General features: G+C 59.5%; 17 protein-coding genes. 3 read left to right on the plus strand and 14 right to left on the minus strand.

All coding sequences use genetic code 11. The annotated features are described in order from the left end of the window. Positions 1 to 389: 389 nt before the first annotated feature. Positions 390 to 2,288: an ATP-binding cassette domain-containing protein gene (locus tag KW832_RS21410; RefSeq protein ID WP_218301589.1), complete on the plus strand. Its 1,899-nt coding sequence runs from the start codon at positions 390 to 392 to the stop codon at positions 2,286 to 2,288. 77 nt (positions 2,289 to 2,365) lie between these two features. Here the strand turns inward: KW832_RS21410 and KW832_RS21415 are convergent, their stop codons facing one another. The 7 genes from KW832_RS21415 to KW832_RS21445 form a co-directional block, all read right to left on the minus strand. Next, complete coding sequence (locus tag KW832_RS21415) at positions 2,366 to 3,463, minus strand: chemotaxis response regulator protein-glutamate methylesterase (RefSeq protein WP_055398272.1); 1,098 nt, start codon at positions 3,461 to 3,463, stop codon at positions 2,366 to 2,368. A gap of 15 nt (positions 3,464 to 3,478) precedes the next feature. Further along, the gene (gene cheD / locus KW832_RS21420) at positions 3,479 to 4,228 is read right to left on the minus strand and encodes a chemoreceptor glutamine deamidase CheD (protein ID WP_055398273.1); all 750 of its coding nucleotides are present in this window, start codon (positions 4,226 to 4,228) and stop codon (positions 3,479 to 3,481) included. A gap of 27 nt (positions 4,229 to 4,255) precedes the next feature. Then, a complete protein-coding gene (locus KW832_RS21425; RefSeq protein WP_121421273.1) occupies positions 4,256 to 5,161 on the minus strand; it encodes a CheR family methyltransferase in 906 nt (301 codons plus the stop codon). A gap of 101 nt (positions 5,162 to 5,262) precedes the next feature. Further along, entirely contained in the window at positions 5,263 to 5,751 is a 489-nt protein-coding gene (locus KW832_RS21430) for a chemotaxis protein CheW (RefSeq protein WP_010466005.1), read from the minus strand. Between the two features lie 52 nt (positions 5,752 to 5,803). Then, a complete protein-coding gene (locus tag KW832_RS21435) occupies positions 5,804 to 7,957 on the minus strand; it encodes a chemotaxis protein CheW (RefSeq protein ID WP_218301588.1) in 2,154 nt (717 codons plus the stop codon). A 40-nt stretch (positions 7,958 to 7,997) separates the two neighbouring features. Beyond that, the gene (locus KW832_RS21440; RefSeq protein WP_010466008.1) at positions 7,998 to 8,360 is read right to left on the minus strand and encodes a response regulator; all 363 of its coding nucleotides are present in this window, start codon (positions 8,358 to 8,360) and stop codon (positions 7,998 to 8,000) included. Between the two features lie 49 nt (positions 8,361 to 8,409). Next, on the minus strand, positions 8,410 to 8,856 hold the full coding sequence (locus KW832_RS21445; protein ID WP_010466010.1) for a hypothetical protein: 447 nt from the start codon (positions 8,854 to 8,856) through the stop codon (positions 8,410 to 8,412). 182 nt (positions 8,857 to 9,038) lie between these two features. On the opposite strand from KW832_RS21445, the gene KW832_RS21450 reads away from it, so the two are divergent. Both KW832_RS21450 and KW832_RS21455 read left to right on the plus strand, forming a co-directional pair. After that, entirely contained in the window at positions 9,039 to 10,151 is a 1,113-nt protein-coding gene (locus tag KW832_RS21450; RefSeq protein WP_218301587.1) for an ATP-binding protein, read from the plus strand. Then, on the plus strand, positions 10,148 to 10,777 hold the full coding sequence (locus KW832_RS21455) for a response regulator transcription factor (protein WP_121421275.1): 630 nt from the start codon (positions 10,148 to 10,150) through the stop codon (positions 10,775 to 10,777). Before KW832_RS21450 ends, KW832_RS21455 begins: the two co-directional genes overlap by 4 nt. 24 nt (positions 10,778 to 10,801) lie before the next feature. Here the strand turns inward: KW832_RS21455 and fliR are convergent, their stop codons facing one another. The 7 genes from fliR to fliL all read right to left on the minus strand — a co-directional run bounded on the left by fliR (position 10,802) and on the right by fliL (position 15,083). Beyond that, on the minus strand, positions 10,802 to 11,572 hold the full coding sequence (gene fliR / locus KW832_RS21460) for a flagellar biosynthetic protein FliR (RefSeq protein ID WP_055398277.1): 771 nt from the start codon (positions 11,570 to 11,572) through the stop codon (positions 10,802 to 10,804). 80 nt (positions 11,573 to 11,652) lie between these two features. Continuing rightward, positions 11,653 to 11,922, minus strand: coding sequence for a flagellar biosynthesis protein FliQ (fliQ, locus tag KW832_RS21465; RefSeq protein ID WP_015015801.1), 270 nt, complete (start codon positions 11,920 to 11,922; stop codon positions 11,653 to 11,655). A gap of 11 nt (positions 11,923 to 11,933) precedes the next feature. Further along, positions 11,934 to 12,641, minus strand: coding sequence for a flagellar type III secretion system pore protein FliP (gene fliP, locus KW832_RS21470; protein WP_121422887.1), 708 nt, complete (start codon positions 12,639 to 12,641; stop codon positions 11,934 to 11,936). A gap of 55 nt (positions 12,642 to 12,696) precedes the next feature. Next, positions 12,697 to 13,053: a flagellar biosynthetic protein FliO gene (locus KW832_RS21475; RefSeq protein WP_218301586.1), complete on the minus strand. Its 357-nt coding sequence runs from the start codon at positions 13,051 to 13,053 to the stop codon at positions 12,697 to 12,699. A 7-nt stretch (positions 13,054 to 13,060) separates the two neighbouring features. Beyond that, positions 13,061 to 13,498 carry a flagellar motor switch protein FliN gene (gene fliN / locus KW832_RS21480; RefSeq protein ID WP_055398281.1) on the minus strand — a complete coding sequence of 146 codons (438 nt, stop codon included), beginning with the start codon at positions 13,496 to 13,498 and terminating at the stop codon, positions 13,061 to 13,063. Further along, positions 13,488 to 14,492 carry a flagellar motor switch protein FliM gene (fliM, locus tag KW832_RS21485; protein ID WP_010466026.1) on the minus strand — a complete coding sequence of 335 codons (1,005 nt, stop codon included), beginning with the start codon at positions 14,490 to 14,492 and terminating at the stop codon, positions 13,488 to 13,490. The genes fliN and fliM overlap by 11 nt, the downstream gene beginning before the upstream one ends. An 18-nt stretch (positions 14,493 to 14,510) precedes the next feature. Next, a complete protein-coding gene (gene fliL / locus KW832_RS21490; RefSeq protein WP_055398282.1) occupies positions 14,511 to 15,083 on the minus strand; it encodes a flagellar basal body-associated protein FliL in 573 nt (190 codons plus the stop codon). Between the last annotated feature and the right edge of the window lie 107 nt (positions 15,084 to 15,190).

A 15,190-nucleotide genomic window follows, 5' to 3' on the forward strand; every position in this document is an offset into this window, starting at 1 on the left:
TTTCTTCTTCCACCTTCTCGACATCAGCAGCAACAGAGCCTAGACCCCATCACCACCCACATCTTCAGCATCACCGCATTTCTGCAGAACCGCCTCAGTAGCGAAGCCCTCGACTATAGCACTAATTTAGAAGGCTTGGAAAGGTGGGAGACGAAAATTCGCAAGACCACGAGGCAAGTGCTCCCGCTGCAACCTCTAGACGGCAAGAGCGTCCGACTCATGAGATGTTTGGGTTCTACCGGAACGCGGCCAGAGCAACAGGGGCACACACAGTGCTGCAAATGCATGTCACATGCACAGCACTAGCCATGTGAAGAGACGAGCCCAGCGAGGCGGCGCCGAAGATCCCCAACGGGCTTATACGGCCCCGCCCCGATAATCTTGCTCTTATGGCACTTATCACCTTACTGGACGCCCAACTCGCATTTGGGCATGTTGCATTGCTGGACCACGCTGGCTTTTCTCTGGAGACTGCGGAACGTGTCGGCCTGATCGGCCGCAATGGAGCGGGCAAGTCCTCGCTTCTCAAAATTCTTGGAGGCCTGGCAAAACCTGACGACGGCTCGCTCCAGGTACAGCAAGGAGTGCGGATTGCATTTGTGGCCCAGGAACCTTCCCTGGACGCTACCGCCACCATCTTCAAGTCGGCATCCGAAGGATTGCAGCGTGTCATCGCGATCCGCGATCAGTACCTGTCGGGTGCGGAAGGACTGGACCTGGATGCATTGCAGTCGGAGATTGAAGCGTATGACGCCTGGAACTGGGAGCAACGGGTGGAGGAAACCCTGCAGCGGCTGCACCTTGATCCGGACGCGGTGGTCGGCACGCTGTCGGGCGGAACCAAAAAACGCGTGGCCTTGGCACAAGCCTTGGTGGCACGCCCAGACGTACTGTTGCTGGATGAGCCGACCAACCATCTGGATCTTGATTCGATTGAATGGCTGGAGGACCTTCTCCTCGACTTTCCTGGCAGCGTCGTCACCATCACCCATGATCGATCGTTTCTGGACCGGGTCGCCACGCGCATTGTGGAACTCGACCGAGGCCAGCTCCGGTCTTACCCCGGAAACTTCGCGCAATACCAGATACAGAAAGAAGAGCAGCTGGCCCAAGAGGCTGTCATCTCAGCCAAGGCCGACAAGCTTTTGGCACAGGAAGAGGTCTGGATACGCCGTGGCGTCGAAGCACGCCGTACCCGCAGCCAGAGCCGCATCAGCCGCCTGGAGCATTTGCGTGCGCGCCGCGAAGCACGTCGCGAGGTGGTCGGCAGCGTTCGCATGGATGTGGCAACAGGGGGTTCCAATGGCTACCAGGGCAAGATCGTCGCTGAACTGACCGGGGTGGGCAAATCGTTCGGCGACAAGACCATTGTTCGCAACTTCACGGGGACCATTCTGCGCGGCGACAAGGTGGGACTGATTGGCCCCAACGGTGCAGGCAAGACCACGCTCCTCAAGATGATCCTTGGCGAGCTCGCGCCTGACGAGGGCTCCATCCGCCAGGGAGCCAACCTGCAAGTTGCGTATTTCGACCAGATGCGCCACGCGGTCAATCTGGATGCCACGCTGGAAGACTTCATCAGCCCGGGCAGCGAATGGATCGAGATTGGCAACCAGCGCAAACACGTGAAAAGCTATCTGAGCGATTTCCTGTTCTCTCCGGCCCGCGCGCACTCTCCGGTTCGCTCGCTATCGGGTGGGGAACGTAACCGCTTGCTGTTGGCGCGGCTGTTCGCGCGTCCTGCCAGCGTCCTGGTGCTGGATGAGCCCACCAACGATCTGGACATCGACACGCTGGATCTCTTGGAAGAGTTGCTGGAGAACTATGAAGGTACGGTCTTCCTCGTCAGCCACGACCGAACCTTTCTCGACAACGTCGTCACCAGCACCATCGCATTTGAAGGCGATGGACTGTGGCGAGAGTACGAAGGCGGCGTGCAGGACTGGCTGCTGCAATCCAAGCGCAGTAGGGCTCTCAACGCTTCAGCACCCGCCACCAAAAAGGTTGATGCGGACAGTTTGAGTCAAAATGCCGATCAGCGCTTATCCAACAAGCCCGAGCAGCTATCAAAAAAGAAGCTTAGCTACAAGGAGCAGCGCGAACTGGATCAGCTCCCGGCGCAGATCGCCAGCCTGGAATCCGAACAGCAGGCGCTCCAAGAGGCACTGGCAGATGGGACCCTCTACAGCACCGATCCGGCGCGGGCAGCAGTCATGACCGCGAGGGCGGGCGCGATCGAAGACGAGTTGATGGCCGCACTGGAGCGCTGGACAGCCCTGTCCGCATAGCGTTAGCCGGTCGGGGAACATAGCGCGGCCCGCAGGAAACCATCCAGCCTGCAGCGCTCAAGGGCCGCGTTATTCCATCAGATGCGGTGGTGCAGCCGATCAGTAGCGCCGCGCAGACGGGTGATCAGCGCAGGCGCGATCTGCCCCAGCGGCAGAACCTCATCAGCAGCGCCATGGGCGATGGCCTCACGCGGCATGCCAAAGACAATACAGGTCGCCTCATCCTGCACATAGTTGTAGCTGCCGGCGTCCTTCATTTCGCGCATCGCAGCCGCTCCATCATTACCCATTCCAGTGAGCATGATGCCGAAGGCATTGCGTCCAACCACTGCGGCGGCAGATTTGAACAGCACTTCCACCGAGGGCTTGTGACGATTCACGGGCGGACCATCATCCACCACCGCCACATAGTTGGCACCACTGCGTGCTACATGGAACTGGGTGCCCCCCGGCGCGATGTAGGCATGGCCAGGCAAGATGCGCTCGCCATTGACCGCCTCTTTGACCGTAATCTGACACAAGCCATTCAAGCGGGCAGCAAAGCTGGTGGTGAACCCTGGAGGCATGTGCTGGGTAATGACAATCGCGGGCGAATCCGCCGGCATTTGCACCAGCACCTCCTTGATAGCCTCCGTCCCCCCTGTGGAAGCACCAATACAGATCAGCTTTTCGGTGGATAGACGGCCCAGGAGAGCCGAGGCTGGGGGCGCAACAGCAGCCCCGGCGCCGCCCCCCGCTGGTGCAGCGTCACGCACGGGTGCACGGCGGACCTGGGCGACCGCAGCCACACGGATCTTGTCCACGATCTGCGCAGCGAGATCATTGAGGCCGCTGGCCAGCCCCACCCGGGGCTTGGCCACAAAATCGACGGCACCCAGTTCGAGCGCTTTCATGGTCACCTCGGCGCCCCGCTCCGTCAGCGTGGAAATCATCACCACAGGCATCGGGCGCAAGCGCATCAGACGCCCCAGAAAATCGATGCCATCCATCCGTGGCATCTCAACATCCAGTGTGATGACATCAGGATTGAGCTCGCGGATCATCTCGCGCGCCACCAAGGGATCGTTGGCCGTGCCAATGCACTCCATGTCCCGCTGCCGGTTGATGATCTCGGACAGCAGACTACGGACCAGCGCCGAATCGTCCACCACGATCACCCGGATTTTCCTGCTCATTAACTCACGCCTTCCTCAAAACAGATCGACAGAACCGCCCGAGGTAGTCTTTGCCACAGTAGCTGCATTGCCACGCACTTCCTGGGCCACCAGGGTTTCGGGATGTGCGTGTGCCAATCGCTTGACCATGGCCTTCCCCGTGATGGGGAAAAAAACCACCTTGCGCGGATAAATATCCAATACATCCTCGGAGACGATGGGAATCCGCTCCGTGTGCAGGTAGTTCAAAACAAAATTGGTGTTGCGTTCACCGACGTTCATGGTCGTGAAGTTGTGCATGACCTGCGCCCCGCCAAATATCTTGGCCTGCATGGTCTCGCGCCGGGCGCCCAGCTTGAGCATCTCGTTGATCAGCAGTTCCATCGCGTACGAACCATAGCGGCCCGACGCATCCGCCACGTCACCATCGGGCAGCATGAAATGGTTCATCCCTCCCACATGCGCGCGGCTGTCCCACAAGCAGGCGGCAATACACGACCCCAACACGGTCATGATGATCATGTTCTCGTCACCGACGAAATACTCACCAGGAAGTACCTTCACAGCGTTGTGCTGGAAATGATGGTCCAGGTAGAAAAAGGATGCTTCCCCAGGCTTGCGGCTGCGCGCTTTGAGATCTTGCAGCGATGATTCCCTTGCAGGACCTGCCCCCGCAGAGTAGATGTCCGCACTCAACGGCGCAATGCGAGGGGCACGGCGCCGCTCGGACGCGCCAGAAGAGGCGGCGGCCGGAGAAAGAGAGGATCCTGATGGAATATTGGTCATGGGCTAGGTGCGAGGCAACATGGCAGGTCATCGACGCTCGTACACGGTCTTGCCACGCAGCGTAAACAGGTCTCTGGACTCGCTAAAGTTTTCGGCATGCCCCACAAACAGCATGCCCCCGGGTTTCAGGACCCGGTGAATCCTTTCCAGCACGCGTCGCTGCGTGGCGGCGTCAAAGTAGATCATCACATTGCGGCAGAAAACCACATCGAAGGGCTCTTTGAACGGCCAGTCATCCCGGATGAGGTTCACGCTCATAAAGTCAATCGCGCGGCGCAACTCCGGCTTGGCCCGCACCATCCCCAGGTTGCCACCCTTTCCCCGCAGAAAAAACTTTTGCAGGCGCTCCGGGCTCAGCCCCTTGAGACTGTCAAGGCGGTACACCCCTTGCGCCGCCGTCGCCAGCACGCGGGAATCAATGTCACTGGCAGTCAGCTTGAAAGAAGCGTTGGCTCCCAGCGCCTCGAATGCGGTCATGACAATGGAATAAGGCTCTTCTCCGGTGGATGCCGCGTTGCACCAAACCTTCCAGCTGGCAGACGGCTTGCTCCGCAGGTGCGAAGCAAAAATCTCAAAGTGGTGCTGCTCGCGGAAGAACGCAGTGAGGTTGGTGGTCAGGGCATTGATGAACTCCTGCCACTCCGGCCCGTCGTGCGTCTCCAGCCATCCCAGATAGTCGTGGAAGCTGCTGTGGCCCGTGTCCCGCAAGCGGCGTGAAAGGCGGCTATACACCATGGCGTGCTTGCCATCGTGCAAGCTGATCCCGGCCCGTTGATAGATCAAGGCCTGCACCCGCGCAAAATCTGCATTGGTCCAGACGAATTCACGCCCTTGAGCCAGCGGCCCCGACGGCGCTGCAGCAGCGGCAAACGCTGGATCCGCCCTGCCAACGGGAGGCCGGGCTGTTGAAGAGGCACTGGTGGGTTGGGCCATATTGATCATCCGACGGGAAATCCTGTTCGCTCCTAGAGATCTGCAAGCCACACCTGAAATCTGGCAGGTGCCGGGTCCACCACGTTGGTGACGGAGGAGTCCTACTCGTTGGCAGTCACCAGCCCCATGTCTACGCCGGACATGAGTTTCTCGATGTCCAGCAAAATCAGCATCCGCTCCCCCACCGACCCCAGCCCCAGGATGCAGCTGTTGTCGATGGCGCTTTCGATATCAGGCGCCGAACGGATGCTCTCAGGTGTCAGCTCCATCACATCGCTGACGGAGTCCACCACGATTCCGACCACCCGATTGCGAAGGTTCAGAATGATGACCACCGTGAAGCTGTTGTAGTCGGCTTGCGCGCAGTTGAACTTGAGCCGCATGTCAACGATGGGCACGATGGTGCCGCGCAAATTGACGACACCCTTGATGAAGTTAGGGGCGTTCGCGATCCGTGTAGGTGGCTCATAGCCACGTATCTCCTGCACCTTCAGGATGTCGATACCGTACTCTTCCTGGTCGAGACGGAAAGTCAGATATTCACGGGTGCCCGTTGGCACCGCCTCTGCTGTTTTACCCATCACACTCATGGTGCTTCTCCTTTCGTGACAGCGCCGTGCCCCTGGGAACGGCCGCTTGAATCTAGTGGCGCGCCCTGCGCACCAAGCCGCCTGTGTCCAGAATGAGTGCGACCGTGCCGTCACCCAAGATGGTGGCCCCCGATACGTTGGGAACCTTGCGGTAGTTCGACTCCAGGTTCTTGACCACCACCTGGTGTTGGCCCAGCAGCTCATCGACCAACAGCGCCACACGGCTGCCATCCGCCTCGACCACCACCATGATGTTGCTGGATTTGTTGGGATCGAAACGCGGCACCTGGAAAATTTTCTCCAGCGCAATCACCGGCATGTATTCATCGCGCACTTTCACCAGTTGCGAACCTTGGGCCACGGTGCTCACATCGTCTGCATTGACCTGGAAGGACTCCACCACCGAAGACAGCGGAAGAATGTAGACCTCATCACTCACCCCCACGGACATGCCATCCATGATGGCCAGCGTCAGTGGCAGGCGCACAGAAACCTTCATTCCGTAGCCTTCAGCGGAATCGATTTCGACCGAACCATTGAGTGCAGCGATGTTGCGCTTGACCACATCCATTCCCACGCCACGCCCGGACACATCCGTCACCTCGTCAGCTGTGGAGAAGCCGGGCGCGAAAATCAATTGCCAGACCTCCGCGTCGCTCATCTGCTCGGACACTTCAATGCCACGCTCTTGGGCCTTGCTGAGAATCTTCTCGCGCGAGAGCCCACGGCCATCGTCGCGTACCTCAATCACGATCGAGCCGCCTTGGTGAGAGGCAGACAACGTGATGGTCCCATGCTCGGATTTGCCTTTGGCCAATCGGTCTGCGGGCATCTCAATACCGTGGTCGCAACTGTTGCGCACCAAGTGAGTCAGCGGATCGGTGATCTTTTCCACCAGCCCCTTGTCCAGTTCGGTGGCTTCGCCCAGCGTCACCAGTTCCACCTTCTTGCCCAGCTTGTTGGCCAGGTCCCGGAGCATGCGGGGGAAACGGCTAAAGACAATGGACATCGGAATCATGCGGATCGACATGACCGACTCCTGAAGATCGCGGGTATTGCGATCCAGGTCAGCCAGCCCTGCCAGCAACTGCTGGTACGCCCCAGCATCCAGGCCCCGGCTGTTTTGCGCCAGCATCGCCTGGGTGATCACCAGTTCGCCCACCAGATTGATGAGCTGGTCGACCTTTTTCACATCGACCCGAATGGTCGTGGACTCCATCTGCGCCTGCATGGCAACCTTCGGCTCGCTGGCCTTGGGGGCTGCAGCAACCTTCACAGCTTGGGTTGGGGCCTGCGCTGCGTGAGGTGCATCCGCACGTGGGGCGCCAGGCGCTTCGCTGAAGAAACCGTAGGCCTCACCCCCTGCGGCGCCAGCAGCAAGGATCGTTTCTTCATCCTCGTCGGCGGCAGCGCCGGACGCTGGCGCCGCAGCGTCACGGATCAGCACCTGTTCCTTGGCCACATGAAAGGCAAACAGGTCGAGCAGATCGTCGTTGGTGGAGGTGGTTTCCACCGCGAAACTCCGCGTATTGGCCTGTGGACTTTCTATGTCACGGATCGCCCCGAGGCCCGGGATATCCCGAAAAAGCTCCTTGATGGCATCCGCCTGCTCCAGTCGATCCAAGGGACCAATCTGAATCTCCAGGGTCCGCGCCTGTCCGGCCACCGCCGGTGTCACTACCTTCGGTGCCGGCGCTGGTGCTGCAGCCTGTGGAGCTGGAGTTGGAGCAGGTGCGGCCGGCGGCGGGGGCGGAGCGACAGCAGGGGCATCCCCGGGGACCAACCCTGCAGCAAGTTCACTAATGCGACGCACCAGTGAGGTGGTGGAAACAGCTTCGCCCTGCCCACCTGCTTGGTGGCGGGCCAGCAGGCTCCGTGAGGCGTCGGCAGATTCGAGAAGCACATCCACCATCTGCGGAATCGGCTGGAGCTCGTGGCGGCGCAAGCGATCCAGGAGAGACTCCATCTGGTGGGTCAACTCCGCAACATCCGAGAATCCAAAAGTGGCTGAACCACCCTTGATGGAATGGGCGCACCGGAAGATGCCATTGAGTTCTTCGTCATTGGCGCTACTCAAATCCAGATCCAGAAGCATCTGCTCCATCTGGTCCAGGTTTTCGCCCGCTTCCTCGAAAAAGATCTGATAGAACTGGCTCAGGTCGAAGTCAGCACCTGCACCCGATCCTTCTTGGTAAGTTTCCGCCATCATGGGCTCCTGTGTACTTGGTGATCCCGGACAACCCGACTCAGCGGATCACTTTCTGGATAACTTCAATCAGGCGATTGGGATCGAAGGGCTTGACCAACCAGCCGGTCGCGCCAGCAGTACGTCCCGCCTGCTTCATCTGATCACTGGACTCGGTGGTGAGGATCAGAATGGGAATGGTCTTGAACTTAGGGTTCTCACGCAGTTTCCGAGTGAGCCCGATCCCGTCAAGCCGGGGCATGTTCTGGTCAGCGAGCACAAGATCAATATTGTGGCTCTCGGCCTTTTCCAGGGCATCCTGCCCATCCACCGCCTCCACGACGTGATAGCCGGCACCCGTCAGAGTGAACGACACCATTTTCCGCATGGACGGTGAATCATCTACGGCAAGGATCGATTGCATGTAAGGCTCCAACTGACTTAAATATATAGGTTAACCAGTGATGTAAAGATCAGAACAGGTCCACCGAACCGGCATCCATCTCGCTCTGCGTGACAGGGTTAGGCCGGTCGGGCGCCATCTCCGCAAAGGGCGCCGCTTCTTCGCCATCTTCATTGCCCATGGCTTCGGAAGCCAAACGGAACGCGCATCCTTGAAGCACCTTGGTCGTGTGCCATATCAGCTGGGACGCCATATCCTGGAACTGCAACTCAGTCACTGCACTGCGCAGCGCAGCGCGGGCAGCTACCAGCTCCGGGGAATCTGCAACGGCAGCATCCGTCAGCACCGCGTTTGCCTCCCCAAAGCGTTCCAGCAGGTTATCGGTAGCATGGTTGAGCAGTCCTTCCAGGCGATGCAGGTCATGCATAACGACCAGCAACGAATCCTGCAGTTCTGCCGCCACCATGACGGGAACCTGGACAGCAGGTCCTCCAGACGTTGTTAGCGTAGATTGCATCGTTTCTCCATCGCGGCACGCAGCAGCAAAGCACGCAAAAACACAGAACTACGACACCCGCACAGTGGCCCCAAGCCCGTGTGCACCGTGGTGTCAGCGCCCATTGGACGCTGACGCTGAAACCATCCCAATCGGACAAACACCCTTGTTTGTTCCAATTTGTATCCTATGATAGCGCTCCTATGGTCACCATAGCATCAGACCAGACCCTCAACATCCTGCATCTTGAAGATTCACTGGCAGATCATGAGTTGACCGCATTGACCCTGCGGCGCTCCGGTCTCCACTGCCACCTCCATCGGGTGGATTCGCTCTCCGAATTCCAGCGGCTCACAGATATCCAGCCGTTCGACATCATCTTGGCAGATTACCGGCTGCCCGGCTTCACGGCATTGGACGCGTGGGCACATGTGGTGCAAAAGCCGCAACACCCCCCCTTTATCCTTCTGTCGGGAGCCATCGGCGAGGCAGCAGCTGTAGATGCGATCCGCCTGGGCATTGCCGATTACCTGCTTAAAGACGACCTTCAGCGACTGCCGCATGTCATTGCACGCGCCCTGGAGGTTCATGAAGCCCGTCACGCGCGCGAACTGGCTGTCGCGCAACTGGAAGCCTCGGAGCGCCGACTGGCTGACCTGACGGAACATCTGCAAACCTCGATCGAGCAGGAACGTGCGTCCATTGCCCGCGAGATCCATGACGATATCGGCGGCGCACTGACCGCCGTCAGGTTCGATGTGGCATGGATCGGACGCCATAGCACCAATACGGAGATGCAAGAGCATGCAGCCTCAGCGGCAGAGATGCTGCAGCATGCCATTGGAGCAAGCCAACGCATCATGATGAACCTGCGCCCCCCGATTCTTGAACAGGGGCTGGTGGCAGCGGTGCAATGGCTTGCCGCCGGATTTGAGCGTCGCTCGGGCATTCCCGCCCGGGTTATCAGCAGCAGCGAATCTATCCGGGCCACCGCAGATATTCAGCTGGTTGCCTATCGCACAGCGCAGGAGGCGTTGACCAACATCTCCAAACACGCACATCCCCGCACAGTGCACATTGACCTCTCCGACAAAGAGGATGTCCTGACATTGGAAGTGACTGACGATGGGCAAGGCATTGACCCCTGCATGCTCGAAAAACCAAAAGCCTTTGGGCTCAAAGGCCTGCATGAGCGTGCCCGGACCGTGGGGGGATGGCTGGACATCAGCAGTCGGCCCGGCCAAGGCACGTCCGTGATCCTGTCCATACCGCTAACATCGCACCCAACACCACCAGCTCCAGGAGATGCGCAGTGATTCATGTGGTCCTGTGCGATGACCACGCCGTCTTGCGGCGTGGAATACGCGACACGCTGGCCGACGCGCCCGACATCCAGGTAACTGGCGAGGCCGGAGGATATTCCGAGTTGCGCGAGGTCTTGCGCTCCGCCGCCTGCGACGTATTGCTGCTGGACTTGAATATGCCGGGCCGCAGCGGCTTGGAGGTGCTCACCAGCTTGCGCGAAACCCATTCCGCCATCAAGGTGCTGGTGGTCTCGATGTATCCAGAAGATCAGTACGCCCTGCGCTGCCTGAAAGCTGGCGCGCAAGGATATGCCAACAAGGCAGGGGACCCGGTCGAGCTGATTGCTGCCGTGCGGACCGTCATGCAGGGACGCAAGTACCTCACGGCAGAAGTGGCGCAGATGCTCGCGGACAGCCTGGCACAGCCTACGCCGGAAGCGCCACACACGGCCTTGTCGGAGCGGGAGCTGCAAACGCTGGTCAAAATCGCGTCCGGACGCAGGCTGTCGGACATTGCAGAAGAGCTGATGCTGAGTCCAAAGACAGTGAGTGTCTACCGTTCACGGGTGCTGGAAAAGCTCAAGCTGTCCAACAATGCGGAGCTTACCGTCTACGCCATCCGAAACCAGCTGGTCTGAACCTGTCCCCAGCGCCACTTATGTCTACCGCTGAGCAGCAAACAGATCGACTGCCTGCTGCATGAGCGCGAGCACGGGTTGCTCCAGTAGCGGCAGTGTGGCCACAATACCCAGCATGCCTACCGTCAACGTCACGGGGAAGCCGACCGCATAGATATTCATTTGCGGTGCCACGCGGGAAATGATGCCCAGCGTCAAATTGACAAACAGCAACAGCGCAATCATCGGCAGAGCAATCCAGAGCGCGCTGGCGAACAGCGACGAGCCCAGTTCATAAAGGCGCATCTGCCCGAGCGCCTGCAAAAAATTTCCATCGACAGGAAAGCGGTCAAAGCTTTTCACCACGGCCATCAGGATCAGCAAGTGGCCATTGATGACCACGAACAGCAGCATGGCCATATGCCCAAAAAACCGCGCAACGGCGCTGATCTGCGCATTGGACGACGGGTCAAAGAACGACGCGAAATTCAAGCCCATCTGCAAACCGATGATTTCACCCGCCAGTTCCACGGCCGCAAACACCAGCCTGACAGAGAAACCGATCGCAAGGCCCACGGCCACCTGCTGAGCAACAGCACCAAACGCCTCACGACCATTGACGCTGATGACCGGCTGATCACCCAGCACACCCTGCGCGCACAGTGCCACCAGAAACGCCAGTCCAATTTTGACGCGCATGGGAACTGTGCGCATGGAGAACACCGGCGCGACCGAGAACACGGCCAGCACGCGCAAAAAGGGCCACAGAATGGGCGAAAGCCAAGCCATCAGCTGAGCCTCGGTGAAAGTGATCACACGATCCTCAACGGGCTTCGAAGCGGGCGTCTGGAGGACCCGGCTTCAGGAAAAAACCCATAGCTCGCCCTCTCACCGGGCTAGCCAATCATCGAAGGAATCGATTCGATGGTCCGGCGGATAAAGTCCACCAGGGTGCTGAGCATCCAGGGGCCTGCAATGGCAAAAACCACCATCGCAGCAATGAGCTTGGGAACAAACGCAAGCGTCGCTTCGTGGATCTGGGTTACGGCCTGAAAAATGCTCACGAGCAATCCCACCGCCATGACGACCCCGAGCACGGGCATCGAAATCATCAGAAGCAATGTCAGCGCATCACGCCCGATGGTCAGCACCATTTGTGAAGTCATTGGCAGCTCCTTCAGGGTACAAAACTGGCAGCCAGCGAGCCGATCAGCAGGTTCCAGCCGTCCGCAAGCACAAACAGCATGAGCTTGAACGGCAGCGCCACTAGCACCGGAGACAACATCATCATGCCCAAAGACATGAGGATGCTCGACACCACCATGTCGATCACCAGAAACGGAATGAAGATCATGAACCCGATCTGAAACGCCGATTTCAGCTCACTGGTGACAAATGCAGGCACAAGCACCCTGAGGGGTGCAGTTTCTGCTGTCACACTGGAATCCAGTCGCGCCAAGCGGGAAAACAGGGCAAAGTCAGACTGCCGGGTCTGCTTGAGCATGAAACTGCGCATCGGCGCTTCGGCCTTTTCCAGAGCCTGTTCAAAACTGATGGTGTTATTGGTGTAAGGCACATAGGCATCCTGGTACACACGGTCCAGGGTAGGCCCCATGACAAAAAAAGTGAGAAACAGCGACAGCCCGATGATGACCTGGTTGGGCGGCGCGGACTGGGTGCCCAGCGCCTGGCGCAACAGCGACAAAACAATCACGATCCGGGTAAAGCCAGTCATCATGAGCAGCACCGCTGGCAAGAAGGAGAGCGCCGTGAAGAACAACAGTGTCTGAATAGGCACCGAGTAGCTGTTGCCAGACGGACCGCTTCCCACCACCAGCGGCAGGGACCCGGCAGACGCCTGCGCGAAGGCCAGGTCATGCCCCATGAACCCCACAGAAGCGACCGCTCCCAGCAGCGCCACGCGACGGGTGAGCGATACATCAGCCATTGGCGGTGCTTCCTGGGGCGTTCACGGCGGACGCGACTGCCTGCGCGAAAGAAGGCTCCGCTCTGGGTGCCGAATGGGGGGCGGCTGACGGACCAGCAGGGAACACATGCAGACAGCTCACTTGCTGAGCGGTAACGCCCAGCACCAGCCAGGTTCGCGCATGCTCGGGCCCGACTTCCACCGTCACCACGCGCTGATGGGGGCCGACAGCCACTGCGGACAGTACCCGGGACGCGGCTCCCACACCAGCGCTGCCCGCCGTCTGCCGCTGCTGCAACCGGCGGACAAGCCAGGGCAGTAAAGCCATGGCGCCCACAAAAAGGACGACCACGAGCAGCGTCTGGGTCATGCTGCCACTATCCACGACTGACCCGCCGCAAACGCTCGGAAGGCGTCACCACGTCCGTGAGGCGAATACCAAACTTGTCATTCACAACCACCACCTCGCCCTGGGCAATGAGATAGCCATTGACCAGAACGTCCATCGGCTCACCCGCGAGGGCATCGAGCTCCACGACCGAGCCTTGCGCGAGCTGGAGGATGTACTTGATGGGTACCTTGGTGCGCCCAAGCTCCACCGATAACTGGACGGGTATGTCCAGCACCATGTTGATGTCGTTGACCGTGCCATCGCCACCACCGGAGAAAGGGCGTACAGGCTCACCAGACAACGGGCCACCTTGCTCCCCGTCGCCAGGCTTGTCGTCGGTGCGCTTTTGTTCTTCAAGTGCCTCGGCCCAACCCGCAAACGGGTCATCCGCGCCAGCATCCTTGTTATCTTCTTCAGTTGACATCTTTTTCTCCCAGCCAGCTCATGTCGGCATTGCGCAGGCATTCTTCGATACGAATGGCGTACTTGGAATTGTGTGTTCCGTACTGGCACTCAAAAATGGGGACCCCACCAATCGATGCGCGAATGCGGGGTTCTCGGTCCAGCTCGATGAAATCGCCAGGCTTCATGGCCAGCAACTGCTCCACGGTGGCGTCGGCGCGTGCCAATTCGGCCACCAGGGTCACTTCGGCTGCCTGGATTTCCCGGGTCAGCACGCGAACCCAGCGGCGATCCACTTCAATGGAGTCGCCCTGGGTGGACGAATACAACACATCACGGATCGGCTCCAGCGTCGCGTAGGGCATGCAGATATGGATTGCGCCCGAAAGGTCCCCAATTTCCAGCTGAAACGCCGTGGATACGACGATTTCGCTGGGGGTGGCAATGTTGGCAAACTGCGGCTGCATCTCAGACCGCTGGTACTCCAGCTCCAGCGGGTAAATGCCCTGCCAGGCCTTTTTGTATTCAGCACAGATCACGTCCACCAGGCGGTTGATGACCCGTTGCTCCGTGGGCGAAAAATCCCGACCTTCAATCCGTGTCTGGAACTTGCCCACGCCGCCGTACAGTGTGTCGATGATGCCGAAAACCAGCGAGGGCTCGCACACGATCAGTCCGCTGCCGCGCAGCGGACGGATGGCCACAATGTTGAAGTTCGTGGGTACCGCCAGCTCGCGCAGAAAGGCGCTGTAACGCTGCACGGATACCGTGCCTACCGAAATTTCAGGACTGCGGCGGATGAAATTGAAGAGCCCGATGCGGAAGTTGCGTGCAAACCGCTCGTTGACGATTTCCATCGTAGGCATACGCCCACGGACGATGCGCTCCTGGCTGGAAATGTCGTAGTTGCGTACGGAGCCCGCCTCCGCGACCTCCTCGACCGACTTCTGGCTCTCACCAGTAACCCCTTCAAGAAGGGCATCAACTTCTTCCTGGGAAAGAAATGAATCACTCATGACTGGTCCTCGCCCGGGTCATTGGATGATGAAGCTGGAAAAAAGCACACGGTGCACCGGGTTGCGCTCTGTGCGCCGACGCGAAGGCCGGTCCTCCGCATCCTCTTCCTTGTCGGCCGCCGCAGCGCGTGCACGCTCCGTCGGAACCGTGTAACCCAGGGGGCGGGAGACTTCCCGCAGGATGTCTGCAGCCAGCTTTTCCTTGCCTTCCCGCTGCAGCAGTTCAGTGGAAGTCCGCTGGGAAACCAGCATCAGGATGCCGCTGCGTATGGAGGGTAAATACAGCTTCACCTGCTCTGCTGTCTTGGCATCCTCCAACTCCAGGGTGATACCAATCTGGGCAAACCGGTCACCGCCAGGGTCTGCCAAGTTCACCACCATGTTCTCCATGGGCAGGAACGTGGGGGCCACCTTGGGGGCCTCCTTGCGGACTGGTGCAGCCCCATCTTCTTCGTCGGCATGGGAGCGGCTGGAAATGAACCAAGCCGCCGCGCCGCCACCAATCACCAGCACCGCCACCACAACGCCGATGATGATGATGAGCATCTTCTTGCTTTTGGCCGGGGCCGCTGCGGGAGTATTGGCTGACACGTTGCGGATTCCTTGCGGTGGGAGACGGGCCGGGCCCGCGCAATCCATGGGCGAGCAAAACCGGATGGCCCATTATTGGGCGGGGCTGCAACCAATAATAGCCAGAA

The organism is Acidovorax sp. sif0632 (assembly GCF_019218805.1).
In the GTDB taxonomy this organism is placed as follows: domain Bacteria; phylum Pseudomonadota; class Gammaproteobacteria; order Burkholderiales; family Burkholderiaceae_C; genus Acidovorax; species Acidovorax facilis.

Bases quoted from the DNA above. Each gene is read 5' to 3' on its own strand.
- KW832_RS21410 (WP_218301589.1), top strand. From the start codon at position 390: ATGGCACTTATCACCTTACTGGACGCCCAACTCGCATTTGGGCATGTT.
- KW832_RS21430 (WP_010466005.1), bottom strand. From the start codon at position 5,751: ATGAGTGTGATGGGTAAAACAGCAGAGGCGGTGCCAACGGGCACCCGT.
- KW832_RS21415 (WP_055398272.1), bottom strand. From the start codon at position 3,463: ATGAGCAGGAAAATCCGGGTGATCGTGGTGGACGATTCGGCGCTGGTC.
- KW832_RS21475 (WP_218301586.1), bottom strand. From the start codon at position 13,053: ATGACCCAGACGCTGCTCGTGGTCGTCCTTTTTGTGGGCGCCATGGCT.
- fliP (WP_121422887.1), bottom strand. From the start codon at position 12,641: ATGGGGCATGACCTGGCCTTCGCGCAGGCGTCTGCCGGGTCCCTGCCG.
- KW832_RS21450 (WP_218301587.1), top strand. From the start codon at position 9,039: ATGGTCACCATAGCATCAGACCAGACCCTCAACATCCTGCATCTTGAA.
- KW832_RS21445 (WP_010466010.1), bottom strand. From the start codon at position 8,856: ATGCAATCTACGCTAACAACGTCTGGAGGACCTGCTGTCCAGGTTCCC.
- fliQ (WP_015015801.1), bottom strand. From the start codon at position 11,922: ATGACTTCACAAATGGTGCTGACCATCGGGCGTGATGCGCTGACATTG.
- fliM (WP_010466026.1), bottom strand. From the start codon at position 14,492: ATGAGTGATTCATTTCTTTCCCAGGAAGAAGTTGATGCCCTTCTTGAA.
- cheD (WP_055398273.1), bottom strand. From the start codon at position 4,228: ATGACCAATATTCCATCAGGATCCTCTCTTTCTCCGGCCGCCGCCTCT.
- KW832_RS21425 (WP_121421273.1), bottom strand. From the start codon at position 5,161: ATGGCCCAACCCACCAGTGCCTCTTCAACAGCCCGGCCTCCCGTTGGC.
- KW832_RS21440 (WP_010466008.1), bottom strand. From the start codon at position 8,360: ATGCAATCGATCCTTGCCGTAGATGATTCACCGTCCATGCGGAAAATG.
- KW832_RS21435 (WP_218301588.1), bottom strand. From the start codon at position 7,957: ATGGCGGAAACTTACCAAGAAGGATCGGGTGCAGGTGCTGACTTCGAC.
- fliN (WP_055398281.1), bottom strand. From the start codon at position 13,498: ATGTCAACTGAAGAAGATAACAAGGATGCTGGCGCGGATGACCCGTTT.